Origin of the sequence: Mycobacterium neumannii (genome assembly GCF_048452905.1) — a bacterium.
GTDB classification, from domain to species: Bacteria; Actinomycetota; Actinomycetes; order Mycobacteriales; family Mycobacteriaceae; genus Mycobacterium; species Mycobacterium neumannii_B.
Map to the genome: position 1 here is coordinate 107,225 of NZ_JBCGVF010000005.1, position 26,318 is coordinate 133,542.

At 67.2% G+C, this 26,318-nt stretch carries 26 protein-coding genes; 11 read left to right on the forward strand and 15 right to left on the reverse strand.

The annotated features are described in order from the left end of the window. Positions 1 to 63: 63 nt before the first annotated feature. A complete protein-coding gene (locus AAHH99_RS17300) occupies positions 64 to 780 on the forward strand; it encodes a siderophore-interacting protein (RefSeq protein ID WP_418769828.1) in 717 nt (238 codons plus the stop codon). A 34-nt stretch (positions 781 to 814) separates the two neighbouring features. Here AAHH99_RS17300 and AAHH99_RS17305 read toward each other — a convergent pair whose 3' ends face one another. The 3 genes from AAHH99_RS17305 to AAHH99_RS17315 form a co-directional block, all read right to left on the reverse strand. Beyond that, complete coding sequence (locus tag AAHH99_RS17305) at positions 815 to 1,399, reverse strand: TetR/AcrR family transcriptional regulator (protein ID WP_418769829.1); 585 nt, start codon at positions 1,397 to 1,399, stop codon at positions 815 to 817. Continuing rightward, positions 1,399 to 2,640, reverse strand: a complete 1,242-nt coding sequence (locus tag AAHH99_RS17310) for a cytochrome P450 (RefSeq protein WP_418769830.1) — start codon at positions 2,638 to 2,640, stop codon at positions 1,399 to 1,401. Before AAHH99_RS17310 ends, AAHH99_RS17305 begins: the two co-directional genes overlap by 1 nt. A 112-nt stretch (positions 2,641 to 2,752) precedes the next feature. Then, complete coding sequence (locus AAHH99_RS17315) at positions 2,753 to 4,117, reverse strand: FAD-binding oxidoreductase (protein WP_418769831.1); 1,365 nt, start codon at positions 4,115 to 4,117, stop codon at positions 2,753 to 2,755. Between the two features lie 100 nt (positions 4,118 to 4,217). On the opposite strand from AAHH99_RS17315, the gene AAHH99_RS17320 reads away from it, so the two are divergent. After that, positions 4,218 to 5,099, forward strand: coding sequence for a hypothetical protein (locus AAHH99_RS17320; RefSeq protein WP_418769832.1), 882 nt, complete (start codon positions 4,218 to 4,220; stop codon positions 5,097 to 5,099). On the opposite strand, the gene AAHH99_RS17325 is transcribed toward AAHH99_RS17320, so the two are convergent. Then, entirely contained in the window at positions 5,096 to 6,325 is a 1,230-nt protein-coding gene (locus AAHH99_RS17325) for an MFS transporter (protein ID WP_418769833.1), read from the reverse strand. The genes AAHH99_RS17320 and AAHH99_RS17325 overlap by 4 nt on opposite strands. Before the next feature lie 74 nt (positions 6,326 to 6,399). On the opposite strand from AAHH99_RS17325, the gene AAHH99_RS17330 reads away from it, so the two are divergent. Continuing rightward, on the forward strand, positions 6,400 to 7,227 hold the full coding sequence (locus tag AAHH99_RS17330) for a uracil-DNA glycosylase (protein ID WP_418769834.1): 828 nt from the start codon (positions 6,400 to 6,402) through the stop codon (positions 7,225 to 7,227). On the opposite strand, the gene AAHH99_RS17335 is transcribed toward AAHH99_RS17330, so the two are convergent. Beyond that, a complete protein-coding gene (locus AAHH99_RS17335) occupies positions 7,202 to 7,795 on the reverse strand; it encodes a TetR/AcrR family transcriptional regulator (RefSeq protein ID WP_418769835.1) in 594 nt (197 codons plus the stop codon). The genes AAHH99_RS17330 and AAHH99_RS17335 overlap by 26 nt on opposite strands. Positions 7,796 to 7,885: 90 nt before the next feature. On the opposite strand from AAHH99_RS17335, the gene AAHH99_RS17340 reads away from it, so the two are divergent. Together AAHH99_RS17340 and AAHH99_RS17345 are read left to right on the forward strand one after the other, a co-directional pair. Beyond that, a complete protein-coding gene (locus AAHH99_RS17340; RefSeq protein WP_418769836.1) occupies positions 7,886 to 9,124 on the forward strand; it encodes an FAD-dependent oxidoreductase in 1,239 nt (412 codons plus the stop codon). A gap of 5 nt (positions 9,125 to 9,129) precedes the next feature. Next, the gene (locus AAHH99_RS17345; RefSeq protein ID WP_418769837.1) at positions 9,130 to 10,167 is read left to right on the forward strand and encodes an LLM class flavin-dependent oxidoreductase; all 1,038 of its coding nucleotides are present in this window, start codon (positions 9,130 to 9,132) and stop codon (positions 10,165 to 10,167) included. A 7-nt stretch (positions 10,168 to 10,174) separates the two neighbouring features. On the opposite strand, the gene AAHH99_RS17350 is transcribed toward AAHH99_RS17345, so the two are convergent. Together AAHH99_RS17350 and AAHH99_RS17355 are read right to left on the reverse strand one after the other, a co-directional pair. Continuing rightward, positions 10,175 to 10,636, reverse strand: coding sequence for a nitroreductase family deazaflavin-dependent oxidoreductase (locus tag AAHH99_RS17350; RefSeq protein WP_418769907.1), 462 nt, complete (start codon positions 10,634 to 10,636; stop codon positions 10,175 to 10,177). A 10-nt stretch (positions 10,637 to 10,646) separates the two neighbouring features. Then, complete coding sequence (locus tag AAHH99_RS17355; protein ID WP_068194338.1) at positions 10,647 to 11,084, reverse strand: HIT family protein; 438 nt, start codon at positions 11,082 to 11,084, stop codon at positions 10,647 to 10,649. An 85-nt stretch (positions 11,085 to 11,169) separates the two neighbouring features. Between AAHH99_RS17355 and AAHH99_RS17360 the strand changes: the two genes are divergently transcribed. Next, entirely contained in the window at positions 11,170 to 12,549 is a 1,380-nt protein-coding gene (locus AAHH99_RS17360) for an amidase (RefSeq protein ID WP_418769838.1), read from the forward strand. On the opposite strand, the gene AAHH99_RS17365 is transcribed toward AAHH99_RS17360, so the two are convergent. Next, positions 12,546 to 13,049 (reverse strand): DNA-deoxyinosine glycosylase, encoded by a 504-nt coding sequence (locus tag AAHH99_RS17365; RefSeq protein WP_418769839.1) that lies wholly within the window; start codon positions 13,047 to 13,049, stop codon positions 12,546 to 12,548. The two genes, AAHH99_RS17360 and AAHH99_RS17365, sit on opposite strands and share 4 nt — an antisense overlap. Before the next feature lie 34 nt (positions 13,050 to 13,083). Here AAHH99_RS17365 and AAHH99_RS17370 point away from each other — a divergent pair, with 34 nt between their 5' ends. Both AAHH99_RS17370 and AAHH99_RS17375 read left to right on the forward strand, forming a co-directional pair. Further along, positions 13,084 to 14,202, forward strand: coding sequence for an adenylate/guanylate cyclase domain-containing protein (locus AAHH99_RS17370; RefSeq protein WP_418769840.1), 1,119 nt, complete (start codon positions 13,084 to 13,086; stop codon positions 14,200 to 14,202). A gap of 103 nt (positions 14,203 to 14,305) precedes the next feature. Beyond that, positions 14,306 to 14,716: a hypothetical protein gene (locus AAHH99_RS17375; RefSeq protein ID WP_418769841.1), complete on the forward strand. Its 411-nt coding sequence runs from the start codon at positions 14,306 to 14,308 to the stop codon at positions 14,714 to 14,716. A gap of 1 nt (position 14,717) precedes the next feature. Here AAHH99_RS17375 and AAHH99_RS17380 read toward each other — a convergent pair whose 3' ends face one another. Genes AAHH99_RS17380 through AAHH99_RS17390 form a run of 3 tightly spaced genes read right to left on the reverse strand, consistent with a single transcriptional unit; the run spans position 14,718 to position 18,047 of the window. Beyond that, the gene (locus tag AAHH99_RS17380; RefSeq protein ID WP_418769842.1) at positions 14,718 to 16,931 is read right to left on the reverse strand and encodes a heavy metal translocating P-type ATPase; all 2,214 of its coding nucleotides are present in this window, start codon (positions 16,929 to 16,931) and stop codon (positions 14,718 to 14,720) included. After that, positions 16,921 to 17,841 carry a hypothetical protein gene (locus AAHH99_RS17385; protein ID WP_418769843.1) on the reverse strand — a complete coding sequence of 307 codons (921 nt, stop codon included), beginning with the start codon at positions 17,839 to 17,841 and terminating at the stop codon, positions 16,921 to 16,923. The genes AAHH99_RS17380 and AAHH99_RS17385 overlap by 11 nt, the downstream gene beginning before the upstream one ends. Then, entirely contained in the window at positions 17,841 to 18,047 is a 207-nt protein-coding gene (locus AAHH99_RS17390) for a heavy-metal-associated domain-containing protein (protein WP_418769844.1), read from the reverse strand. The genes AAHH99_RS17385 and AAHH99_RS17390 overlap by 1 nt, the downstream gene beginning before the upstream one ends. Before the next feature lie 85 nt (positions 18,048 to 18,132). On the opposite strand from AAHH99_RS17390, the gene dtd reads away from it, so the two are divergent. Further along, positions 18,133 to 18,564: a D-aminoacyl-tRNA deacylase gene (gene dtd / locus AAHH99_RS17395; protein WP_418769845.1), complete on the forward strand. Its 432-nt coding sequence runs from the start codon at positions 18,133 to 18,135 to the stop codon at positions 18,562 to 18,564. Here dtd and AAHH99_RS17400 read toward each other — a convergent pair whose 3' ends face one another. Continuing rightward, positions 18,565 to 19,446, reverse strand: a complete 882-nt coding sequence (locus AAHH99_RS17400; RefSeq protein WP_418769846.1) for an AIM24 family protein — start codon at positions 19,444 to 19,446, stop codon at positions 18,565 to 18,567. A gap of 95 nt (positions 19,447 to 19,541) precedes the next feature. Here AAHH99_RS17400 and AAHH99_RS17405 point away from each other — a divergent pair, with 95 nt between their 5' ends. Further along, complete coding sequence (locus AAHH99_RS17405; RefSeq protein ID WP_064418846.1) at positions 19,542 to 19,745, forward strand: hypothetical protein; 204 nt, start codon at positions 19,542 to 19,544, stop codon at positions 19,743 to 19,745. Positions 19,746 to 19,854: 109 nt separating this feature from the next. Next, positions 19,855 to 20,421, forward strand: coding sequence for a hypothetical protein (locus AAHH99_RS17410; protein WP_418769847.1), 567 nt, complete (start codon positions 19,855 to 19,857; stop codon positions 20,419 to 20,421). Here the strand turns inward: AAHH99_RS17410 and AAHH99_RS17415 are convergent. Genes AAHH99_RS17415 through AAHH99_RS17425 form a run of 3 tightly spaced genes read right to left on the reverse strand, consistent with a single transcriptional unit; the run spans position 20,418 to position 26,258 of the window. Next, positions 20,418 to 22,586, reverse strand: coding sequence for a molybdopterin-containing oxidoreductase family protein (locus AAHH99_RS17415; RefSeq protein ID WP_418769848.1), 2,169 nt, complete (start codon positions 22,584 to 22,586; stop codon positions 20,418 to 20,420). The two genes, AAHH99_RS17410 and AAHH99_RS17415, sit on opposite strands and share 4 nt — an antisense overlap. 19 nt (positions 22,587 to 22,605) lie before the next feature. After that, entirely contained in the window at positions 22,606 to 24,510 is a 1,905-nt protein-coding gene (locus AAHH99_RS17420; RefSeq protein WP_418769849.1) for an ABC transporter ATP-binding protein, read from the reverse strand. Between the two features lie 8 nt (positions 24,511 to 24,518). Continuing rightward, on the reverse strand, positions 24,519 to 26,258 hold the full coding sequence (locus AAHH99_RS17425; RefSeq protein WP_418769850.1) for an ABC transporter ATP-binding protein: 1,740 nt from the start codon (positions 26,256 to 26,258) through the stop codon (positions 24,519 to 24,521). Between the last annotated feature and the right edge of the window lie 60 nt (positions 26,259 to 26,318).

Below are 26,318 nucleotides of genomic sequence, written 5' to 3' on the forward strand. Positions count from 1 at the left end.
TGCCGATTCCGCACAGCCGAAATTAGGGTAGCCTAACCGAGACAGCGACACGGAAGGCTAGCTATGTCGGACAAGAAGCCAACACGAGGTTTCCAGGGCGCGGTGCTCAAACTGCTGCGCGCGGGCGACTACCAGCTGACCGTGACCGGTAAACGCGAGGTCAGCCCCCACTACATCCGCCTGAGTTTCGATGCCGGCGGAATGCTCGCGGACCGGCCCCTGCACCCGACGATGTGGATCCGGATGTGGTTCGCCGACGGCGAGAAGCTGCATCAGCGCGGCTACACGCTGGTCGACCCGAACCCCGCCGCCGACACCGTCGACATTGAGTTCGCATTGCACGACGGCGTCGCCTCGCACTGGGCGGAAAACGCGCAGCCCGGCGACACGATCGAGGTCACGGTGCTCGGCAGCAACTTCACTCTGCCCGAACCGCCGCCTGCCGGTTACGTGATCGTCGGCGACACCGCGTCGCTACCCGCCATCAACTCGTTGCTGACCGCCATCGGTGACACCCCGGCGCGCGTGTTTTTGGAGGCGGCACACGACGACGACCGGCAGCTACCGGTCGCCCGCAGCACCGACGTGATGTGGGTGGACCGCAAGAACGCCGGCGAGGCGCTGGTGGAAGCGGTGGCCGCAGCCGCGTTCGACGCCCCCGACCATTTCGGATGGGTCGCGTGCGACAACCGCACCACCCGCGCGGTGGCCAAGGTCTTCCGCGAGGAGTACAAGATCTCGAAGAAAGCGATCAAGGCCCAGGCTTACTGGGTGGCCTGACGACGGTCGTCGCGTTCACCCCCGGACGCTGAGCCTAGGGCGTCGGCTCCCGCTGGCCCGGCAGCACGATGGGAACGACGAACTCCTCGAGCATCGACCGCTCGTCGTCCTCGTCGTGGCCGGGGAACAGCATCAGCGACGTCATCACCCGCACCAGCCACCGCGCGCGGTGTGCGACCAACTCCGGTGCGTCGGGACCGAGTGAGATGACGAACGCCTCGGTCAGCGCCTTGATCACCTCGGACTCCTCGGCCATCTCCGCACCGATCGGTCGCTGGGTCGTGGCGAACCACGATGCCAGGGCCGGGCTTTCGCGCACGTTGCGCAGTGAGGCCAGCATCCCCTCGATCAACCGCTCACGCGGATCGGTCAGCGCGTTGATCTGTTCGGTCATCTCGCGGTACAGCCGGTAGCTCTCCCGGTGCACGTAAGCGGTGTAGAGCGCCTCGCGGTTCTCGAAGTAGCGGTACAGCGTGGCGCGAGAACATCCTGCCGCCGAGGCGATCTCGTTCATGCCGACGGTGGCGGCCTCTTTCTGGGTGAACAGCTCACCGGCCGCGTCGAGGATGCGGTCCGCGGCCACCTCGGTGCGCCGCGCGGCCAACCAGTCGCCGGCCATCAGGTGACCACCTCGAAAGGGACCGACAGCGGTCGTCGCACATAACTGCCACCGGCCCAGACGATTCCGCTCTCGTCGACCTTGAAGTCGGGGATACGCGTAAGCAGTTCGGTCAGAGCGACACGCGACTGCATGCGCGCGGCCGCCGCGCCGAGGCAGTGGTGTGCGCCGTGGCTGAAGGTCAGGATGTTGCGCGGTCTGCGGGTCACGTCGAGTTCGGATGCGTCATCGCCGAATTGGCGCTCGTCGCGATTGGCCGATGCGTACAGGAACAACACCCGCCTGCCCTCCGGGATGGTGGTGTCGGCCACCGTCACATCGCGGGTGACGGTGCGGGCCAGCCCCTGCACCGGCGAGGTCATGCGCAGGAACTCGTCGACGGAATCCGGTATCAGATCGGGGTTTTCGACGAGAAGGTGACGCTGGTCGGGTCGCTGGTGAAGCAACTGGACCGAGCCGCCGAGCATGCCGGTGGTGGTGTCGTTCCCGCCGGTGACCATGGTGAAGGTGAACGCGAGGATCGACAGCACACCTGCGATGTCGCCGTCGGCACCCACACCCGCGGCCACCAGATGCGACACGGTGTCGTCCTCCGGCTGAACCCGTCGATGCTCGATGAGATCGGTGAAGTAGGCCATCATCTCGCCCAGTTTGTCGCCCAGCGTCTCGAGCGCACCGCCGATCCCGCCGTCGGCGGTGTTGGCGGCGACGATCGCCTCGGTCCAGCCGTCGAACTTGTCGCGATCGGCCTCCGGTACGCCGAGGTAGTGGGCGACCACCATGGACGGCAGCGGTTTGAACAGTTCGGCGACGATGTCGCCGCCGCCGTTGCTCCGGATGCGCTCGATGCGCTCGATGACGTAGTCGCGGACCTTGGGCTCGACCGCCTCCACCTGCCGAGGCGTGAATCCCCGCGACACCAGCTTGCGGAACTCGGTGTGCACGGGCGGGTCCTGCATGACCATCGGCGGGTTGTCGGCCAAGCCGATCAGTTCGAGCTCCCCGTAGTTGACCGTGAGCCCCTGCGCCGAGGAGAACGTCTCGTGATCACGCGCGGCGGCCCAGATATCGGCATGGCGCGACATGACGTAGTAGTCGTGATCGGGCCGGTCACGCGGCACGACGTGGTGTACGGGATCATGGTCGCGCAGCGCCTGATACATCGGCCACGGATCGGCCCACGTGTCGGCGTTGGCGAGCTGGAATCGAACCGGCGTGTCATGAGACAGAGTAGCCGTCATGTCTCATTGGTACGACAGAACCGTGGGCGATGTCAATAGCCTCGACCTCGAAACCGACGAATTGGTCGAAGCCGGCAAGTGATTTCAGCCAAAACGCCGGTCTCGGCGCAAGCTAAATCGCGGCACCCGGGTTGAGGATGTTGTCCGGATCGAGCGCGGCCTTGATCCGCCGGTTGAGCTCCATCGCCTCCGGACCGATCTGGCCGGCCAGCCACGGCCGCTTCAGCCTGCCGACCCCGTGTTCGCCGGTGATCGTACCGCCCAAACTCACGGCAAGGTCCATGATCTCGCCGAACGCCTGGTGGGCGCGTTCGGTCATCGCGGGATCGGCGGGGTCGTAGACGATCAGCGGATGCGTGTTGCCGTCGCCGGCATGCGCGATCACCGAGATCAGCAATTCGTGGTTGGCCGCGATCTTGGCCACGCCGCCGACCAGATCGGCCAACGCGGGCAACGGAACTCCGACGTCCTCGAGCAGCAGCGAGCCCTTCAACTCCACGGCCGGGATGCAGAACCGCCGGGCGGCGACGAAGGCTTCGCCCTCCTCGGGGTCCGATGTCGAGAACACTTCCTTGGCGCCGTGTTCGGTGAAGACGTCGGCCATGAACCGGGCGTCTTCGGCGCCGGACGGACCACGGTCGTCGGAGGCGGCCACCAGCATCGCCGCGGCGCTGCGATCGAGGCCCATCTTCAGCTTGTCCTCGACGGCGTTGATGGCCGCCGAATCCATGAATTCCAGCATCGAGGGCCGGATCCTGGCCGTGATCGCGACGACGGCCGCAGCCGCCGCCTCCACCGAGCCGAAGGCTGCGACCACCGTGCACGCCGCCGACTGTGCGGGCAGCAGCTTCAGCGTCACCTCGGTGACCACCCCGAGCGTGCCCTCGCTGCCGACGAACAACTTGGTCAGCGGCAGTCCGGCGACGTCTTTGAGCCGCGGACCGCCGAGCCGCACCGCGGTGCCGTCGGCGAGCACCACCTGCAGTCCGAGCACGTAATCCGTTGTGACGCCGTACTTCACGCAGCACAGGCCACCGGCATTGGTGGCCACGTTGCCGCCGATGCTGCAGATCTCGAACGACGACGGGTCCGGTGGATACCACAACCCGAACTCCGCGACCGCCTCCTTGACCTCCGCATTGAGCAGACCGGGCTGGACGACGGCGGTGCGGGTCACCGGGTCGACGGTGATATCGCGCATCTTCTCGGTCGTCAGCACGATGGCGCCGTCGAGGGCCGATGCGCCGCCGGACAGGCCGGTGCCCATACCGCGTGGTACCACAGCGATCTTGTTGGCGGTGGCCCAGCGCAGCACGGCTTTTACCTCTTCGGTGCTGCGTGGACGCACCACCGCCAGCGGTGTGCCCGCGTTCGGGTCGAATGCCCGGTCCTGCCGGTATGACCCCAAGATGTCCGGATCGGTGACGACGGCTCCCTCGGGCAGCGCGTCGACCAGATCGGCCAGGGGTGACTCCACAGCGCCATGGTACGAGCCGGCGGGGTCGACAGGTCCGGAGCCGCGTGACGGCGGCTCGAAAGCACGCGCAGGTGGGAGAACTGCGGGATAGGGTTCCGCCGTGATCAGCGGGGATCCGCTGGCAGGACGTGACGGCGAACTGGCATTCATTCGCCGCGCGCTCAGCGGGGGCACATCCGGCGTCGTGATCGTCGGCGCTGCAGGGCTGGGCAAGACCCGGCTCGCACGTGAGGTGCTTCGGCTCGCCGACCGCGCGGGCGACCGTACGAGCTGGATCGTCGGCACCGAATCCGCGAAAGCGCTACCGTTGGGCGCGTTCACCGCCGTCATCGGCGAGGCCGTCGCCGAGCAGGTGCCGAACGTACGCCAACTAATCAATTTCCTTGTCGGGCAACATCATCACGGCCGCGCCCTGATCGGGGTCGACGACGCGCATCTACTCGACGGGCTGTCCGCCCATGTGGTGCACCAGCTTGCGCAGGCCCGGGCGGCTCGCCTGGTCGTCACCCTTCGCGCGGGCGCCGACGAACCCGATGCGATCACCGCACTGTGGAAGGACGGACTGCTCGTCCGCCTCGACCTCGCACCGCTGTCCGTCGATGCGGGCCGCGGAATGATCGAGCAGATCCTCGGTGGTGCGGTTGACGCCCGTAGTGCTCAACGGTTCTGGAAGCTGACCGGTGGCAACGCCCTCTTCCTGCGCCAGTTGGTCATGGACCAGATCGACGCAGGCCGGAGGCGGCAGACGGCTGGGGCATGGATGTGGGACGGCGGCGCGGCGGTGTCGCAGAGCATCAGTGACATGGTCGGGCGCCAACCGCGTGAACTGACCCCGGATGTCGCCCTCGTCGTCGACACCCTGTCGCAATGCGAACCGCTGGCGGTCGACGCCGTGTGCGACATGGTGGACCGAGTTGCGTTGGAGACCGCCGAGCGGTTGCGGCTGTGCGACGAATTCGGCGGCCGACCGTCACCCCGCTAAACCGTTGGCGGGCGGTCGAGTTCGCGCAGGCCGGGCAGGAACACGGCGATGATTCCCAGCAGCAGCATCGGCAGCGCGAGTGCGAGGAACGTGGTATGCAAGCCCGCCGAGTCGGCCAGCGGCCCGGCGATGATCAGTCCCAGCGGACCCGCCGCATACGCCAGCGATCCCATCACGCCCACCACCCGGCCGCGCAGATGCTGCGGTGCCCGCGTCTGCATGACGTAGTTGTAGATCGGTTGGATCGGCCCATAGACCAGCCCGACGATCGCCGAGAGCACCAGGATCAGCGGTAGCGGCGGCAGGAACGCGATGACCGTCATCGCGACTCCCAGCGTCAGGACCGCGGTCAACATCGTCACCCTCCGGTTGATGTACTTCGACGACACCGCATAGCCGAGCGCGCCCACCAGGCCGCCGATGCTCAATGCCATCAGCACCCAACCGAGTTGCACGGGTTCGTCGCGGTCGGTGAAGTACTTGGGGAACAGGACCGACTCCATCGGCATGTAGAGCCCGGTCACCACCAGGTCGACGATCGCCAGCGTGCGAAGGACCCTGTTGTGCCAGACGAACCTCAGCCCCTCCACGACGCCCGCCCATACCCCTTCGGGCAGCGAGGTGCGGTCGGGCGTGCCGGCTCCTTCCAGCCGTAGGACGGCGATCGCGGCGATCGAGAGGACGAACGCCGAGGCGGTGACCCACATCGTGTTGATGCCGCCGAGTGTGGCGATCAGCAGGCCGCCGATGCCTGGTCCGACGATGTAGGCGAGGTTGAACACCGCCTCGTAGACGCTGTTGGCGCGGTCCAGCGTCCACCCGGCGCGAACCGCCGCTTCGGGCAGCATCGTCTCGCGGGCGGTCATCCCCGCCGGGTCGAAGAAGGCGCCCAGCGCGGCCAATGTGGCGAGCACCGCGACGTTGACGGCCTCGACACCGAACGTCAGCGCCAGCACGGGCACGGCGGCCACCGACAGCGCGGAAAGGGCATCGGAGATCATCGAGACCAGCCGCCTGCCCAGATAGTCGACGGCGGCCCCTGCGATCAGCGTCGCTACGAGCAACGGCAGCGAGCCCGCCATCGCCACGATCGAAGCCTCGAGCGCAGAGCCGTTGCGTTGCAACACCAGCCATGGGAACGCGACGAGCGAGATACCGTTGCCGGCACCGGCCGTGAGCGCGGCGAAGAAAATCAGTATCAGGGGACCGCGCCGGCTATCCGTCATGAGTTATCGCGGCAGAATCTAACAGCGCGCAGGCCCGCTCGGCATCAGATTTCCTCACCAGGCACAGTGGTGCTGTGCAGCGCTTGCCTCACCCGCGGACCGGTGGGCGGTTCACGTCGCCGGTTCCTCCCGGCTCAGGCTGGCCGGGTGACCCCGCCACGCCTCGGACCGCCGTCGCGCAGACCGCCGTGCATGTCGTGTCGATGGCCGCGGCGACGCAGTCACTCGCAGAGCTCGACGCCGAGGTGTCGGTGTGCCGCGCCTGTCCCCGTCTGGTCGAGTGGCGTGAGGAGGCCGCCGTCGTCAAGCGCAGGTCATACGCCGACGAGCCGTATTGGGGTCGCCCGGCGCCGGGCTGGGGGTCGTCGCGACCCCGGGTGTTCGTCGTCGGTCTCGCGCCCGCGGCTCACGGGGCCAACCGCACCGGCCGGATCTTCACCGGCGACCGGTCGGGCGATTTTCTGTTCGCGGCGCTGCACCGGGTGGGCCTGGCAAACCAGGCGGTGTGTGTCGACGCGGCAGATGGCTTGGCGCTCAACGAGACCCGCGTGGCCGCCGCCGTGCGCTGTGCACCGCCGGCCAATGCGCCGACACCCACCGAACGCGCGACCTGCGCTCCGTGGCTGGACGCCGAATGGCGGCTGACCGCTGCGCACGTGCGCGTGGTCGTCGCGCTCGGCGGATTCGCCTGGCGCGCGGCGCTGCAGATGCTGCGCACGGGCGGTGTGCCGGTGCCGGTGCCCGCGCCGAAGTTCGGCCACGCCGCCACCGCCGAGATGGGCGGCGTCACGTTGGTGGGCTGTTACCACCCCAGCCAGCAGAACACGTTCACCGGCAAGCTGACCCCGCAAATGTTCGACGACGTGTTCCGCACGGCTAAGGCGCTAGCGTCCGTCGGATAGTCGCGAACTGGGCGATGGCCAACTCCTGCAGGGCCGAATCCGCGAAGTCGTCGTAGTGCGCGATGGTCCATTCGTCGAAGACCTGCAGAATTCGGAAGACGAGTTCGGCCTGCAACGGCTCGGGCAGGTCGGTGCGGACGGCACCGGATCGACGACCGACGTGCAGCACCTCGCGCACCCACTCCCGGACTGCTCCGAGCGCTCCACCGACCGCGGTTTTCGCCGGGTCGGGGGCCTGCAGGTAGAACATCCGTCCCAGGAGCAGGAACGTGTGCTCGCGCTGCGAAACCCTGATGAGCTTCGTGAAGTACAGTTCGATTTTCGACCAGAATTCCGTTCCCGCAAATTCCTGCGGCTCGACGACGTCGATTTCGGCCGCCACCTCAGCGATCAATTCCCCCACGACGAATTCGTAGAGTTCCGCCTTCGAAGACAAGATGTAGTAGAACGAACTCTTGCTCATCGCGCACTGCTCGATGATACGGTTGAGCGACGCGTTTTCATAACCGGCGGAACCGAATTCGAGGGCCGCCGTCTCCACCAAACGCCGCCGCCTCTCTGCGGGCATGCGGGCGATTCTTGCGGAGGTCACGATTCATCATAACAGAGTGGACCGCCCGGTCCACTTAATGGTAGCGTGGAAAACATGTTGAGTCCGATGAGCCTAGAAGAGCAATACCGGCAGGCGACCGCGGACGAATTGCGAGTTTTGGTTGTCGGCGCCGGGATCGCCGGTGTGACGGCTGCGCAACTGCTCCGCGGGGACGGCAGGCACCCGGTCCTGATCGAGCGCGCCGAAAGCGGACCCGCGCAGGGTTACATGCTCGCGTTGATGCCGATGGTCGACGCCGCACTCGACGACCTCGCCGTGCGCGACGCGTACCGCGCGGCGAGCGTGCCGCTGAAGCGGTACGCCGTGCACGGCCACACCGGCCGCATGTTGCGGACGGACTCGACCGTCGACCTGATGTCGCGGTACGGCGACTACCGCGGAATTGCCCGCGGTCGGCTGATCGACGTACTGGCCGATGCGGGCTGCCCGGTGACATACGACTCGGTGGTCACGGACCTGGCGGAGACGTCGGCGGGTGTCGACGTCCGCGTGAGGAGCCAAGGCGCCGATCACCGCATGCATTTCGACCTCGTCGTGATCGCCGACGGAATGCATTCGAAATCACGCGATTTCGTGCTCGACGGGCAATCGGTGCAATGGGTGGACACCGGCTGGGGCGGCTGGGTGGTGTGGGCGCCCGACGAAGGCGACTCCGATCTCGGTGAGGAGTTATGGGGAGCAGGCGGCATGGTCGCGATGTATCCGGTGGCCGGTGCGCTCGGGGTGTTCCTCGGCGGGCCGCGCGAGGACACCGCGGCAGGTCCGGCGTCCTTCGTCACGTCGATGCGCCGTGGCCTCAAGACGGTCAACCCCAGACTGAACCGCGCGATGGCCGCCGTCGCCACCGACCCCAAGCCCTACTACTGGTCGTTGACCGACTGCCGAGCACCGCGCTGGACCACCGAGCACACCGTTCTGCTCGGTGACGCGGCGGCCGGGTTCCTGCCGACCGCCGGCGTGGGTGCGGGCATGGCGATGGAGTCGGCGTGGGTGCTCAGTCGCGTGCTCCGCCACGCACCCCGCATCCGGATCGGTGAGCTTCTGCGCGCCTACGAACGCGGACAGCGTCCCCGCGTCGAGGCGGCCCAGGACAACTCGCGCCAACTCGCCGAGGTGATGTTCCGCCGCAGCCGGACGCTCGCCGTCGCCCGTGAGCTCGCGATGCGCGTGGTGAGCGTCGAACGCGCTCTGCGGCCGATCCAGCGGCTTCTGCAACAGCAGCCCGACCCGGAAGCGCTGGTAGACGCGGTACGGGGAACGTCAACGCGCTCAAACGCGTTGTGACTGCCATGCGTCTCTCAGTCCTCGATCTCGTACCGGTGCGCACCGACCAGTCGACCTCCGACGCGCTGGCAGCGTCGACGCGGCTCGCGCAGACCGCCGACCGCCTGGGCTACACCCGCTTCTGGGTCGCCGAGCACCACAACATGCCGTCGGTGGCGGCCACCAGCCCCCCGGTGCTCATCGCGCACCTGGCCGCGCACACCGAACACATGCGTGTCGGATCCGGCGGCGTGATGCTGCCGAACCACGCGCCGCTGGCCGTCGCCGAGCAGTTCGCACTGCTGGAGGCGGCCCACCCGGGACGCATCGACCTCGGCATCGGCCGCGCGCCGGGCTCGGACCCTGTGACGTCGATGGCGCTGAGAGGTGCCGCCGGTCGCGACGATCGCGACATCGAGGCCTTCCCCGACTATCTCGACGACGTGGTCGCTTTGATGAGCGCGCGCGGCGTGCGGGTGCCGATTCCGAATCAGCGTTACGTCCTCAAGGCGACACCCGCTGCGGTGAGCGAACCGAAGCTGTGGCTTCTGGGGTCGTCGATGTACTCAGCGCACCTGGCCGCCGCGAAGGGACTGCCGTACGTGTTCGCCCACCACTTCTCCGGCCAGGGCACCGCGGAGGCGCTGGAGGTGTACCGCTCGGAGTTTCGGCCCAGTGAGCTGGCGCCCGAACCCGTCACCTTCCTCACCGTCAACGCGGTCGTGGCCGAAACACGCGACGAGGCAGAGGCTTTGGGCTTGCCCAACCTTCAGATGATGGCGCGGCTGCGTACCGGTCAGCCGCTGGGCCCGTTGGATCTCGTCGAGGACGCTCAAGAGCAGGAGCTCGCACCGCAGGCGCAGCGCATCGCCGAAGCCGCCTTCGGACGCGCCGTCGTCGGCGATCCGACCGAGGCGGCCGAGCAGGTGCGTGCGCTTGCCGACCGGTTCGACGTCGACGAGGTCATGATCAACCCAGTGGCCTCGGCCCGCCGCGGCACCGATCCGGCGACCGCGCCCGCCCGCGACAAGACGCTGGAATTGCTGGCCAAAGAGTTGTTCTAGGCCGGCGTCAACCGGCGGGCCGGTTATCAGGCTTGAGCCTGACCACCGGGATCGGACGTGACGTCCGCTTCTGATAGCCGACGTAGCGGTCTTTGTTGCCGCGCATCTCGTTGACGATCTTCCACAGTCGCGGGAAGTCGGGATCATCATGAGTGACGGGAGTCGCGGTGACCTTGATCCGCTTCGGCCCGACGTTGATCTCGACGTTCGGATCGGCCTTGAGGTTGTGATACCACCCGGGCGCTTTCGGTTCGCCTCCCTTGGACGCCACCACCAGATAGTCGTCTCCGTCGCGCGTATAGGCGAGCGAATTGGACCGCTGCAAACCGGTTTTCGCGCCGACCGTGTGCAGGATCAGCATCGACGGTGCGCCAGGGACTGTGTGGCCGATACGGCCGTTGGTGCCCTTGTAGATCTTGTCGTGCAGCAACAGCATCGGGTAACCGATGTACTTCTCGTACCAGGGCATGCTCATGGGCTCAGTCTTGCGCAGCCGAGTCGAGTTCCGCCAGCGCCTCGCGCAGCAGCCGTCCCGACTCCTCACGATCCGGGTCGCGGCGAAGGAGCATGTTCTTGGCGAACGAGAGCTTGTCGCCCTGCTGCCGCGGCAGCACGTGCAGATGGATGTGGAACACCGTCTGAAACGCGGCCTTGCCGTCGTTGATCACCACGTTGTTGCCGTCGGCGTGCAAACCGGACCGGCGTGCGGCGCGCGCGATCCGCTGGCCCACCCGCGCCAAGGTGGCGACGGTCTCCGGCGGCGTGTCGGTCAGGTCCACCGTGTGCCGCTTCGGGATAACCAGCGTGTGTCCGCGGCTGAACGGGCGGATGTCGAGGATGGCGAGGACGTCGTCGTCTTCGTAGATGCGGATGGCGGGGGCCTCGCCGGCGACGATGGCGCAGAACACACAGGACATGCCGCCACGGTAGCGGTTCTCCGTCGGCCTCCGTGATCACGCTGTTCGCCGATCTGCTCACGTGCATCGCGGCTACGCTGCGGCCGTGGACACCAGCGAGCTTGTCTTCGCAGGCGCCGCTGAGCAGGCGCGGTTGCTCGCGTCCGGCGTCATCACCGCTCCGGAATTGCTCGGCCACTATCTCGAGCGGATCGCTCGACTTGACACGACGCTTCGCGCGTACCGCCTGGTGCTCGAAGCCGGCGCACGACGCGAAGCGGAGGCCGCGCAACGGCGGCTTGATGCGGGGGAGCGGGCACCGCTGTTGGGTGTGCCGATAGCGATCAAGGACGACGTCGACATCGAGGGTGAGACGACGACATACGGCAGCGCCGCACACGGGCCCGCCAAGACCCGCGACGCGGACGTGGTGCAGCGGCTACGCGACGCGGGCGCGGTGATCATCGGCAAGACCACGGTGCCGGAGATGATGCTGTGGCCGTTCACCGAGACGGTGACGTTCGGCGCCACCCGCAACCCGTGGAACGTCGACTTCGCGCCAGGCGGCAGCAGCGGCGGAAGTGGCGCGGCGGTGGCCGCGGGCCTGGCGCCGATCGCGCTCGGTTCCGACGGAATGGGTTCCATCCGCATTCCGGCGACATGGTGCGGACTGTTCGGCCTCAAACCGCAACGAGACCGGGTGCCGATCGCGCCGCACGACGACGCGTGGAACGGCCTGAGCGTCAACGGCCCGATCACCAGAACGGTGGAGGACGCGGCGCTGTTCTTAGAGGCGACGACGGGGGAGTCCGGATTCGTCGCGGCCGCCTCCGCGGAACCTCGACGCCTCCGAATTGCGTTGAGCAACAGGCTTCCTCCACTGCTGACGAGCCGGGTGGGACGTGCGCAGCGCGCGGCGCTGAAGGAGTCGGGTGAGTTGCTGCGGGAACTCGGGCACGAGGTGGTCGACCGCGACCCGGATTACCCGGCATCGGTGATGTTCGACCAGGCACTGCCGCGGTATTTCAGGGGTTGCTACGACGACGTCCAGACGCTGACCCATCCGGAGCGGCTGGACGCCAGGACACGCAGCTTCGCGCGGGTCGGCGGAATGATCTCCGATCGGAGGATGGCGGCCATCCGCGACGCGGAAGCCCGTACCGCCGACCGGATTCAGTCCATTTTCGACGACGTGGACGTGGTGGTCACCCCGGGGACGGCCAGGGGCCCCTCGCGCATCGGGGCGTATCAGCGCCGGGGGATGCTGTCGACGCTCTTGTCGGTCGCCTCGCGAGTGCCGTTCCAGGCGTTGTTCAACGTGACGGGTCAGCCGGCGGCGGTGGTGCCGTGGGGTTTCGACGGTGCCGGCGTACCGACGTCCGTGCAGTTGGTGGGCAGGCCTTTCGATGAGGCGACGCTGCTGTCGCTCGCCGGGCAGATCGAGCGCGTACGCCCGTGGGCGCACCGGCGTCCGCCCGTGTCCTAGGTCGCCGCCTCGGAAAGAGCTTCGCGCCAGATCGTGAATTTGTCAGCGAATGGCATGGTCTGCGCTGGGCTGGTCGACGGTAGTCGTCGGTACCGCAGATCATTCGCGACGTTGACGAGTCGCGTGAAGTTCTTCTCGGCCGCCGCGCCGTTGAACAGCACCACTTCGATGCCGCGGTGCTCATCGAAGAAGCGCTGAAAATCGTTCGGCACCATGCTTTCCGGCCGCACTGCAGAGTCGAGGCTGCCCTCGCGTTGACAGGAGTGCAAGACGTCCCAGGCGGCGATCCCGTGAGCCGTCACGGCAGTGCAACGCTGCTCGTACGGTGCGTCGGCCGCGAACCCGAAGACGTCGCCCATGATGCGCCAGAAGGCATTGCTTGGGTTGTCGTAGTACCGCTGGGCGGCGAGCGAGATGACGCTGGGCATATTGCCCAGGATCAAGGTGTGCGCATCATCGCCGACAATCGGCGGCAACCCGTACAGCACCGGTGAATCCATCCTTCGACTATCGCACGCGGTATACGTTGGGCCGGTGGCCGAAGACTTCGACGTCGAAGGGTCCGGTCTGCTCGACGGGCTCGAAGGTGACGAGCGCGCCGAGCGCGCCGAGCTGATCGAGTGGTTGGTGAGCAAAGGCATCGACGTCGAGGTGATCCGGGAGGCGTTCCTGCCGATGCTTCTCGGCGCGCGTCAGGCGCTCGGCGACGACGGGGTCTACGTCTCCGCGCGCGAAACCAGCGAGAAGACCGGTATCGATCTCGAACTGCTACAGCGAATTCAACGCGCAATGGGACTGCCCACAGTCGATGATCCCGATGCCAAGGTCTATCTGCGTGCCGACGCCGAAGCCGCGGCGTACGGTCAACGTTTCATCGAGATCGGAATCCTGCCGGACCAGATCATCCAGATCACGCGCGTGCTCGCAGAGGGGCTGTCGAAGGCCGCCGAGGTGATGCGCTACGCCGGGCTGGCTTTGGCGCTCGACCCGGGCGCATCGGAACTCGTCATCGCCAAGAACGCCGAGGCCGTGGTGCGTACCGCCGATCCGCTGCTCGGCCCGATGATCCAGGACATGCTGCGGTTGCAGCTGCGCCACCTGATGGAGACCGAGGCGATCACCGCCTCCGAACGCGCGAAAGGCCAACGGTTGCCGGGCGCCCGGCTGGTGACGATCTTGTTCGCCGATCTCGTCGGTTTCACCCGACTCGGCGAGGCGGTGCCGCCGGAGGATCTCGAACGACTCGCTCATCGACTCTTCGACCTCGCACACGAGGCGTCGGTCCCGCCCGTGCGGTTCGTCAAGACGATCGGAGACGAGGTGATGCTCGTGAGCCAGGATCCAGTGCCCCTGCTCGAGGCGGCGCTGAGCCTCGTCGAGCAGACCAGCGACGACGAGGACTTCCCGCGGCTGCGCGTCGGCCTGGCCACAGGAATGGCCGTGAGCCGCACCGGTGACTGGTTCGGCGGAGCGGTGAACCTCGCGAGCCGCGTCACCGGAGCCGCGCGGCCCGGCACGGTTCTGGTCTCGGAGTCGACGCGCGATGCCATCGGTGACGATGAGCGGTTTTCGTTCTCGTTCGCGGGGGCGCGGCATCTCAAGGGCCTCAAGTCAGACGTGAAGTTGTTCCGCGTGCGGCGCGCAGGCGACTGAAACTTGGCAGTCGTTTGAACCATTGTTCGAGACAGCGAAGGGCAGTTAGGCGACCGCCGGCATTTCAAGACGGCTGCTGGCGTAGGTGATCTACGATCCAGGAATGAGCCGCGTCGCAAAAGCCGTGCTGGTCACGCTGTTCGTCGCATCATCCGGTCTGCTCGGTGTGGGTCCGGCGAACGGGCAACCGCCGCAGCCGGCGTGCGGCTACACGCTGTCGCCGCCGCAGGTCGTGAACACCGGTGGCGTGAGCAAGGTGACGGCGACGGTCTCGTTCCTCGCTTGCGGCGCGCCGTTCCGGCCCGCGATGAGCGTTGCGTGTGTTCACCTCGCCGGCCCCGATTCGCAGGGGCAGTGCACGCAGGCGCGGGGACCGGGCGCGGCGCAGGTCTTCTTCGAGCCGTATCAGCCCGGCGGGACCTACATCGCGAGCGGACGTGGCTGCGGCAAGGTCTTCGAAGACGCGCTGGAGCCGAACTGCCAGATGCTCGGCCCGATCAACGTGACGCTATAGGTCAACGTGACGCTGTCGCGGTGAACCGGCGCAGCCGAAGGCTGTTGCTCACGACGAACACCGAACTGAAGGCCATTGCCGCACCGGCGATCATCGGGTTCAACAAGCCGGCCGCCGCCAACGGCAACGCCGCGACGTTATAGGCGAACGCCCAGAACAGGTTTCCTTTGATCGTGGCCAGCGTCCGACGAGACAGGCGGATCGCGTCGGGAACCGCGTTCAGGTCGTCGCGCACCAAGGTCAGATCGCTCGCCTCGATCGCGACGTCGGTGCCGCTTCCCATCGCGAGTCCGAGATCTGCCTGGGCGAGCGCCGCCGCGTCGTTGACGCCATCGCCCACCATTGCGACCACCTTGCCGTCGGCCTGCAGGCGCTGGACGGCATCCACCTTATCTTGCGGCAGGACTTCGGCGACGACATCCTCGATGCCTACTTCCGCGGCGATCGTGCGGGCCGCGGCTTCGTTGTCGCCGGTCACCATGATCGGCTTCAGCCCAAGCTCGCGAAGCCGCGAGATCGCTTCTGGTGACGTCGGTTTGATCGCATCCGCCACCACCAACACCCCGCGGGCCTCACCGTCCCACTTCACGACGACCGCGGTGCGACCCTGTGACTCCTCCTGCCGCACCGTGGCTTTCAGCGACACGGGAAGCTCGTGCGACGACAGCAGGCGTTGCCGTCCGACCGTCACATCGCGGCCGTCGACCCGTCCGCGCACCCCGAGGCCGCGCAGATTGGTGAAGTCTTCGACCGTCGGCAGCTCGCCCAGCTTCTCCCGCGCGCCCGACACGATGGCCCTGGCGATCGGGTGCTCGGAACCGTCCTCAACCGCGCCCGCTATCCGTAACACGTCGTCGGGCTGTTCAGCATCGGCGGCGACGACATCGATCAACGTCATCCTGCCGGTGGTGATGGTTCCCGTCTTGTCCAACACGATGGTGTCGATCCGCCGGGTCGACTCCAGCACCTCGGGCCCCTTGATCAGAATGCCCAGCTGCGCGCCGCGACCCGTACCGACCATGAGCGCGGTCGGCGTGGCCAACCCCAGCGCGCACGGGCACGCGATGATCAGCACGGCCACCGCCGCGGTGAAGGCCATCGCTGCTGACGCCCCGGTGCCCAACCAGAAGCCCAGTGTCGCAACCGATAACGCAATCACAATCGGCACGAACACACCCGAGATCCGGTCGGCCAACCGCTGTGCGTCGGCCTTCCCGCTCTGGGCGTCCTCGACCAGCCGCGCCATCTGGGCGAGCTGGGTGTCGGCGCCGATCCGCTTGGCCCGCACGACGAGTCGGCCATCGACGTTGACTGTCGCACCCACGACCTCGTCACCGGGTCCGACGTCCACCGGAACGGCTTCGCCGGTCAGCATCGACGCGTCCACCGCCGAGGCGCCCTCGACCACGACGCCGTCGGCGGCGATCTTCTCACCGGGCCGCACGACGAATTCGTCACCGACACCGAGCTGGTCGATCGGAATCCGTTGTTCGCCGGCATCTCTGCGGACCACGACGTCCTTGACGCCCAACTCCAGCAATGCGCGCAGCGCCGCGCCCGCGCGCCGCTTGGAGCGCGCTTCGAAATATCGCCCGGCCAGGATGAACGTGGTGACGCCTGCGGCGACCTCGAAGTAGACGCTGCCCGAACCGTCGGTGCGTGACAGTGTCAGCTCGAAGCCATGCGTCATTCCCGGGGTGCCCGCGGTGCCCCAGAACAGTGCGTAGACCGACCATCCCAGCGCGGCGAGCGTGCCCATCGAGATCAGCGTGTCCATGGTGGCGCTGCCGTGGCGCAGGTTCACCCACGCCGCACGGTGGAACGGCCACGCTCCCCACACCACCACCGGCGCCGTCAGCGTCAGCGAGAGCCACTGCCAGTTCGTGAACTGCAGAGCGGGGATCATCGCCATCGCGATCACCGGGACCGTCAAGGCGAGTGAGACCAGGAGCCGGTGCCGCAGTGTGGCGGTCGGATCGTCTTCGACGGCGGTCGCCTGTTCGGTGGACAGGTGCGCTTGATAACCGGCGTCCTCGACGGTGGCGACCAGCGCCTCCGGTGTCACGTCTGCGCCGTACTCGACGCGCGCCTTCTCGGTGGCGAAGTTGACGGTGGCCGTCACGCCGTCGATCTTGTTGAGCTTGCGCTCGATTCGGTTCGCGCACGACGCACAGGTCATACCGTCGATGGACAGCTCGATTGTGTCAGTGGCCATGGCCGGCCTCGCTGTGGTCGTGGGTGGGGACGTCCTGCCGCGCGGAGGGATCGACCGACACGGTGAATTCGGCTGTGTGCACGGCGTCGCGGTGTTGGAAGTCAAGGAAAAGGCGGTACTGCCCGGCGCTGGGGAACGTGGTGTGGAACTCGATGGCCGGGCCCGGGCGCGTACCCGCGTCGCCGGGTCCGCCCATCGGATGCACGTGCAGGTACGCGAGGTCGGCGGCCCGCAGCGCGACGAGATGACCGTAGGCCCCTAAGTACGGCTGCAGGTCGTCGACCGGAACGCCGTTGCGGTTGACCGTCAGCGTAAGAGTAGACGCCTCACCGGCTTTCGGCGTTCCGCTGAGCGCGACGGTGTAGTCGTCGACGGTCGCTGACATATCGGCCGCGGGCAGTGGAACGGGGGAGTAGCGTCCCGCGACGTGCACATTGGCACCGAGGGTGAGCGCGGGACCGCCGGTGGGCACGAAGTCGGCGAAGACGCGGTAGTCGCCCGCGCGGCCGAAGTCCACGGGAGTCCGCCATGTGCCGCGGTCGTCGAGCACGGGGTGAAGGTGCTGGAAGGCGGAAAGGTCGTTGCGGACCACGATCAGGTGCAACAGCTTCTCGTGAGTTTCGTCAAAATGCGTCACCGGAGAACCCTGCTGATCGAGGATCCTGAACTCCAGAGGAGACTCTCGGTTCGCCGACGGGAGCGGTTGAGTCACGTCAAGCGTGTAGCCGCTCTCGGTCACCTGTAAGCCGCCGGGAGCCTCGGCGGGCTGCACACGATCTTCGTGTGCGGCAGAGTGCTGCTCTGTAGCGGCATCGTCCTCGGGGCCGAACGAGCCGCCGACCCACATCGACGCCACGAACACCACCGCGAGTGCGGCGACGAAAGCGGCGATCCGAGGGGCGGTCCTCATCAGCTCGCCAACTTATAGCCGGCCTCTTCGACGGCGGCCTTGATCGCGTCGGCTTCGACGGGTGCGTCACTGTCGATGGTCACCGCTCCACTGGAGACGTCCACATCGACCGCTTTCACGCCTGGGATCTCCCCGAGTTCCTCCCGCACCGATGCGGCGCAGTGTTGGCAGGTCATTCCGGTGACTGTGACAGTGGTGGTAGCCATGACGCCAGGGTACCTGATACCCCCTAGGGGTATTGAAGTGGGCTGTGCCGGCCCCCGCGCGACCACCGTGGCAGCATCGGCATCCATGCGTGTTCTCACCCAACGGGTCACTTCAGCAGCCGTCACGGTGGACGGCGAGGTCGTCGGGGCGATCCAGCCCGAGGGGCAGGGTCTGCTCGCGCTGGTCGGCGTGACGCACGACGACGACGCGGCCAAGGCGCGGCGGATGGCCGAAAAGCTCTGGCAGCTCCGGATTCTCGATGACGAGAAGTCCGCCTCGGACGTCAGCGCCCCGATCCTGGTGGTCAGCCAGTTCACCCTGTACGCAAGCACCGCCAAGGGCCGGCGCCCGGCGTGGAACGCCGCCGCGCCGCGCGCGACGGCAGAGCCAGTGGTCACCGCGTTCGCCGATGCGCTGCGCGACCTTGGCGCGTCGGTGTCGACCGGCGTATTCGGCGCTCACATGCAGGTTCAGCTGGTCAACGACGGCCCCGTGACCGTACTGCTCGAACTGTGACTATGTCGTGGCGACCGGCGGGGCGCCCTCCGAGGGCTGCACGATCACGAAACCCTGCCCGTGGAACGCGACCTGGATCGCCTCGCCGGAGCCACGGCCGATGAGCGCGCCGGCCTTGAAGCTGGTCTTGAGCTGAGTCTGAAGATTCGCCGACCACGCCACCACCGCATTGGTGTCGGCGAACGTCGGCGCCTCCGCGGCATTGAGCACGACCGGGGGCCCGTCGGTCGTCAGCGCCACCCAACCGGTTCCGCGCAGGGTGGTGTTGAACAGGCCGCCGGTCGCGATGCTGCCGCCCCGTACGCGCTCGATGTTCCAGTTCAGGTTCGAGGAGAAGGCCAGCACATTCTTGCCGCTGATCGACAACCCGGAGTTGGTCAGCTGCAGTAGATGCACGTCGTACCCCCGCTCGGCGAGGAAGACGTCGCCCTGACCCTGGCAGCGCATCAGCGGGAGCCCTTCACCGGTCAGCGCCTTCTTGATGAATTTCGAGGCGCCGCCGCCCTCGAACGCGAAGTCGACGTTGCCCTGGTAGGCCACCATCGAGCCCTGCCGCGCCATGAACGGCTCCCCGAGGCGCACCCGCAACATCTTGGTGTTCTGGTTGGCGATGGCCTTGGCCTCTTTTTCGCTGAACCGGCCGTCCACCAGATCGCCGCTGATCCCTCCGAAGCCGTCGCCGACCGCCATGGCCTGCGGCGGTGCCGTCTGTTGCGGAGGTGTCTGGGGTGCCGGCGGCGGCCCACCGAGTGACGTCAGCGGTGCCCTGCCGACCTGCCCTTGGTGCGACACCTGGTCGGTCCAGTTGTGCCCGTCCCACCAGCGGTACTCATAGCGACCTTCGGGATCGGGTCGCCAGCTTCCGTTGCTCGGTGCTGTCATGGCTACAAACTAACCGGACGACCCTGATGCGGTGAGGTGCTTTTCGCGCTGATCCCCTCCGCCCGAAACCACTCGACGACTGGCATTCTTGTGCCATGGCAAAGGAAATCGACCGGGTCCGGGCGCAGAGCGCCTTCGCGGTCCTCAAGCAGCATCCGGGGATGGCGCTCTTCGTCGCCTCACCTGCACTCATCGCTGTCGGCCTGGTGTGGTGGTTGGTCAGCCCAACCCTGGCCGTGCTGCTGCTGATCGGTGCGATCGTGGGCGGCGGCGCGCTGCTGCTGCGCAAGCGCGGCTAGTTACAGACGTCATCCGTTTCGTCGGTGTCGACGGCCCGCGTCTGACCTGGATCGTTCGCTCTCAGCGAACAGTCACATCGTAAGGGTGTAACGGTGTAAGCATGTAATCATGCGACACAACATCCATGGCCGGCGCCGCCAAGGCGGCTGGCAACAGGCTCAGCAGCCCGATGCGGGCGACGCCGCCGACTGGTTCGCCGGTCGGCTTCCCGAGAGTTGGTTCGCCGGAGACCCGACGGTGGTGGTCGACCGCGAGGAGATCACCGTCATGGGACGGCTCGCGGAGCCCGAAGGCGACGAGAGCGAGGCCCGCGCATCCGGACGGGCCGCGCGGTTCCGTGAGGAAACCCGCGCCGAACGCATGCGCATCGCCGACGAGGCCGAAGCGCGCTACGGCCGCAAGGTCGCGTGGGGCATCGAGATCGGGGCGCCGGGCGCCGACAACTATGAGCGAATCATGTTCACCAACATGGCCGTTCCGGTGATGACGCGACTGCGCCAACCCGAGCGTCAGGTGCTCGACACGCTGGTCGGCGCGGGTGTGGCGCGGTCACGCTCGGATGCACTGGTGTGGTCGGTGCGGCTGGTCGGTGAACACGCCGAGGAGTGGCTGGGCAAGCTGCGCGAGGCGATGCGCAACGTCGACGAACTGCGCGCCGAGGGCCCGAACCTCTAGCTGGAAACCAGTTCCACGCCAACGTATTGCGAACTCAACGCCGCAGTCTGGGACAGCGGGTCCACCGGCGCGCCCTCGACCAACAGGTTGCGGTTCGCGCCGTAGGAGATCGGTGCGTTGTGTCCGCGTGGGTCGAAAACCCGTGAGCCCCAACCGTGGTCGATGATGATCACCCCTTGACGCGGACGGTCGTCCACCACCGCCGCCAACTCGACCTCGCCGACCGGGGAGAAGACCCTGACCAGGTCGCCGTCGCTCACCCCGAGATCGGCCGCGTCCTTCGGGTGAATGATCACGTCGTTGCCCTTACCGGCGGGATGGAGTCCGGGTAAGTCGTTGAGCCACGAGTTCATCGAGTGCCGGTGCCTGCGGTTGGCCAACTGGAACGGATAGCCGACGGGTGCCGCCGGAAGCGGATCGGCGAGCAGTTCGCGGGCCCGCGCGACGAACTCGGGCGGTGCCGCGTGCACCTTCTTGTCGTGGGTTCTCAGCGCCTCCCGGAAATGCCCGAACTCGCGGGGGCCCAACACCCAGCCGTGCGGGTGCGATATGACGTCTCGCCATTTGATCCTGCGCCCGTTGATCTTTCGTGAGGTCGCCACGACCAGGCGGTCGATCCAGTGCGGTCCGAACTCCAGGGCCGGCCTGCGCATCACACGCGCCGCGGCGCGGGTCGCCTTGATGAATCCGTTGAGGCCCTTGGCGCCGAACAGCGGTCTGCCCATCGCGATCGCGAGGTCGGTGAAGATGCGCCACTCCTGCCGGACTCCCGGCGGCGGCTCGACAACCTTGGCGCCGTACTGCAGATACGGCTCGTCGTGCATGTTGCTGGTGAACGCGAGCAGGTCGTTGCGCTCGAGCCAATGGGCCGCGGGCAGCAGCCAGTGTGCATGGCGGTGGCTCTCCCGCTGGACGAAGTCGATCGCGACCAACAGGTCCAGATCGGCCAGGGCACGGTCCAGCTTGTCGCCGTCGGGGCCGGAGATCACGGGGTTGCCGCAGTTGATCAACAGCGCGCGAATCTGACCGTGGCCGGGCGTGGTGATCTCGTCGGGCAACTCGCTGAGTGCGTGTGCGCCCGCGACCATCTCGCGGCCCAGCAGCCGGCTGTAGTGCGGTTTGGCCTTGACCATCGCCGACATCCTGATCGCGTCGACGTAGCCGGGTTCGAAGCGGCGTCCACCGGGGCGGTCCATTCGGCCGGTGATCACGTTGAGCACATGCCCGAGCCACTCGGCGACGGTGCCCGCCATGTGCAACGACACCCCGGTGCGGGTCACCACCATGGCCCCGCGCGCCGCGGCGAAGTCGCGGGCAACCCGCTCGATCTGGTCGCGGGGGATGTCGCAGCGGGCGGCGAGCTCGTCGAGATCGACGTCGGCGACCAGCGCACGCAGATCGTCGACTCCGGTGGCCAGTTCCGCGCAGTCCTGGCGATGTTCGAGACGCTCGTCGAGGATGACCTTCACCATCGCCAGCAGCAACGCCCAGTCCTGTCCCGGACGCACCGCGAGGTGCAGGTCGGCCTTCTCTGCGGATTCGGTGCGCAGCGGGTCGACCACCACGATCCTCGCGCCCTGTTGTTGGCGTGCCAGCGCACGTCGCCACCCGCCGGGCACCGTCTCGAGCCAATTCCACGCGCTCACAGCGGGATTCGTGCCGACCAGAAGAAAGTAGTCGCAATTGTCGACGTCGGACACGGGCACCATCAGGATCGAGCCGTACATCGCCTCCGCGACGACGTGCATCGCGTTCTGGTCGACCGAGCCCACGGCGTAGCGATTCTGGGTCCCGAGCGCGTCCAGCCAGCCGTTCATGAAGATGACGTTGGACGAGGAGAAACCCGCCGGATTGCCATAATAGATGCCGACCGCGTCGGGTCCACCCGCCTCGATCGCGGCGTTCATCCTGGCGGCGATGTCGGCGATGGCCTCGTCCCAGCTGGCCTCGACGTAGGAATCGCCGACGCGGCGCATGGGGTTGAGGATGCGGCGCGGATGCTCGACGAGCCTGTGTGCGGTGCGGCCCTTGGCGCAGAAGTCCCGCCAGCTGTGCGGATTCTGCTTGTCGGCGGCGATCTTGGTGACGCGGTTGTCCCCGACCGTCACCTCGAGCCCGCAGGAGGCCAGACAAATCCGGCAGAACGTGTAGACCGTTTCGCTCATCGCCTTGAGCGTACGACGCTTAGGCCTGCGTCATGGACCAATAAGCGCCATGCTTAGCGACCAACTCGGCATGGGTGCCGCGTTCGATGATCTCGCCTGCGTCCATCACCACGATGCGGTCGGCGTCCCGGATGGTCGACAGTCGGTGGGCGATGATGAAACTCGTTCGGTCGCGGCGCAACTCGGCCATCGCCTGCTGTATCAGCAGCTCGGTGCGGGTGTCGACCGAGCTCGTGGCCTCGTCGAGGATCAGTAGGCTGGGCTGGGCCAGCACCGCGCGCGCGATCGTGATGAGCTGTTTTTCGCCGGCGCTGATCGAGGCGCCGTCGTCGCTGACGTGGGTCTGATAGCCGTCGGGGAGCATGTGCACGAACCGGTCGACGTATGCGGCCTTGGCCGCCGAGATCACCTCGCCCTCGGAGGCGTCGGGCCTGCCGTAGGCGATGTTCTCGAAGATGGTGCCCGCGAACAGCCAGGTGTCCTGAAGCACCATCCCGATGCGGGATCGCAGCGAATCCCTGCTGACCGTCGAGATGTCCACGCCGTCAACCAGGATCCGGCCGGAGTCGACGTCGTAGAACCGCATCAGCAGGTTCACCAGCGTCGTCTTGCCCGCGCCCGTCGGCCCGACGATCGCCACCGTGCTGCCGGGTTCGGCGGTCAGCGACAGGTTCCGGATCACCGGTGTGTCGGGGTGGTAGCCGAACGTGACGTCCGCGAACTCCACCCGGCCGGCCGGCCGGCCCGTTCCCGGCGCTGCGACCGGCAGCCGATCCGCGGGATCGGGCGCTTCCTCGTCGGCGTCGAGCAGGTCGAAAACCCGCTCCGCACTGGCCACACCGGACTGCAGCGTGTTGTACATTCCGGCGACCTGCGTCAGCGGCTGGTTGAACTGGCGGACGTACTGGATGAACGCCTGGATGCTGCCGAGCGTGATCTGGCCGGTGGCCACCTGCAAGCCCCCCACAACGGCGACCGCGACATAGCTCAGGTTGCCGATGAACGTGGTGGCCGGCCCGACGAGGCCGGAGAAGAACTGGGCGCCGAAGGCGGCGTCGTAGACGTCCTGGTTGCACTCGCGGAACCGCTTCTGCGCCGCGGCGCGATGACCGAAGGTCTTGACGATGGTGAAGCCGCTGTAGGTCTCCTCGATGTGGGCGTTGAGCCTGCCGGTGTTCGCCCACTGCGCGACGAACAGGCGTTGCGACCGGCGTGCGATGACCCGGGTCGCCCACAGCGACAGCGGCACCGTCACCACGGTCAGCAGCGTGAGAAGCGGTGAGATGGTCAGCATCATCACCAGCACCGACAGCACCGTCAGCACGGACGTCAGCAGCTGGCTGATCGTCATCGACAACGAGCCCTGGATGTTGTCGACGTCGTTGGTGACCCTGCTGAGCACCTCGCCGCGCTGACGAGAGTCGAAGTAGGACAGCGGCATTCGGTGCAGCTTGTCCTCGACGTCCGAGCGTAGTGCCGCCATGGTCCGCTGCACCGCGACGTTGAGGAGCAGGGCCTGCAACCAGACCATCAGCGCAGCGACGAGATACAGGCCCAACGCGAGCAGCAGTGTGCGCCCGACGGCCCCGAAGTTCACACCCTGGCCGGGGACCACGTTCATCCCCGACAGCAGATCGGCGAACGTGCCGTCACCGCGCGCGCGGGCGGCGTCGATGGCCTGCTCCTTGGTGATCCCCGCGGGCAGCTGACGGCCGACCACGCCGTTGAACAGAAGATCGGTGGCGTGTCCCAGGATTCGCGGCCCGATGACACTGATCGCGATGCCCGCGACGCCCAGGAGTATCACGCATGCGGTCAGGCCGCGCTGCGGTGTCAGCCGTTTGACCAAGCGGATCGCGGAGCCGGTGAAGTCGCGTGAGCGCTGCGTGGGCGCCTGCTGCATGCCGCGGATGGGGCGGGCCATCGGGCCGCTCACTGGGCGTCCCCGACGATGGCGAGCGACTGCGATTCGGCGAATTCGGCGTACTGCGGGCAGTCCGTCAGCAGGGTTTCATGAGTGCCGATGCCGACGATCCGGCCGTCGTCGATCACCACGATCTGATCTGCCTGGGTGACGGTGGAGATGCGCTGGGCGACAACGATGACCGTCGCTTCTGCCGATGCCTCGCGCAGCGCCGAGCGCACGCGGGCGTCGGTGTGCACGTCGAGTGCGGAGAACGCGTCGTCAAACAGATAAACGGCGGGCCGGCGGATCACCGCGCGGGCGATGGCCAACCGCTGCCGTTGTCCACCAGAGAAATTGGCACCACCCTGGGTGACCTTCATGGCCAGGCCGTCGGGATGCGCGCGCACGAAGTCGTCGGCCGCGGCCACCCGCAGCGCGGCCCACATCTCGTCGTCATCCGCGTCGGCCTTGCCGTACCGCAGGTTGTCGGCGACGGTGCCCGAGAACAGGTATCCGCGCTGCGGCACCAGGCCGAGCGCCGACCACAGCTGCTCGGGGTCGTAGTCGCGCACGTCGACGCCGTCGAGGTACACCGATCCGCTCGTCGCGTCGTACATCCGGCAGATCAGCGACACCAGCGTCGACTTGCCCGACCCGGTGGAGCCGACTACCGCCGTCGTCGTACCCGGTCGTGCCGTCAGGGAAATATCCTGCAGGACAGGTCGTTCAGCGCCGGGGTAGCAGAACGTCGCGGCGTCCAACCGGATCTCGCCCCGGATCCTCGACGGCCGCACCGGATGTTCGGGGCTGACGATGTGCGGTGCGACCGACAGCACCTCGGAGATCCGCTCGGCGCACACCGACGCCCGCGGGATGATGACGAGAATGAACGTCGCCAGCAGGACGGCCATCAGGATCTGCATGAAGTAGGCCAGGAACGCGATCAGCGAGCCCACCTGCATCTGTCCGGCGTCGATGCGCAGCCCACCGAACCAGATCAACGCGACGCTCGAGACGTTGATCACCAGCGTCGTGGTGGGCAGCATCAGCGCCTGCCACCGTCCGGCTTCGAGCGCGGTGTCGGCCAGCGCGTGGTTGGCTTCGGCGAACCGGTTGCGTTCGAACGGTTCCCGCGCAAAGGCGCGGATCACGCGCAGGCCGGCGAGTTGGTCGCGCATCACCCGGTTGATGCCGTCGACCAGTCGCTGCATCCGCCGGAAGATCGGAAGCAGATGTCGCACGATCCAGTAATTGGACAGGGCCAGGATCGGCACGCTCACCAGCAGCAGCCAGGACAGCCCGGCGTCCTGGTGCAGCGCCATGGCGATCCCGCCGATCGACATGATCGGCGCGGTGACCAGCATCGTGCAGGTCAGTTGGACCAGCAGCTGAATCTGTTGCACGTCGTTGGTGGTGCGGGTGAGCAGTGACGCCGCGCCGAACCGTGCGGCGTCCTCGGCCGAGAACCCCGTCACGTGGTCGAACATCGCCGCGCGCAGATCGCGGCCGACACCCATGCCCGCCCTTGATCCGAAGTACACCGCCCCGACCGCGCACACCACCTGCAGCGCGGTGACCGCGAGCATCACACCGCCCAGTTCGACGATCCGGCGCAGATTCCCGACCGCGACGCCGTCGTCGATGATCGCCGCATTGACGGTCGGCAGGTACAGCGAGGCGAGCGTGCTGACCAACTGCAGCGTGGCGACGGTGACGAGCAACGCCCGATATGGCCGCGCGTACTGTCGCAGCAGCGCCCATAACATTCCGTTACTGTCGCACATCCGATATATGGGCAGGTCAACCGGCATGTCGGTGGTTGACCT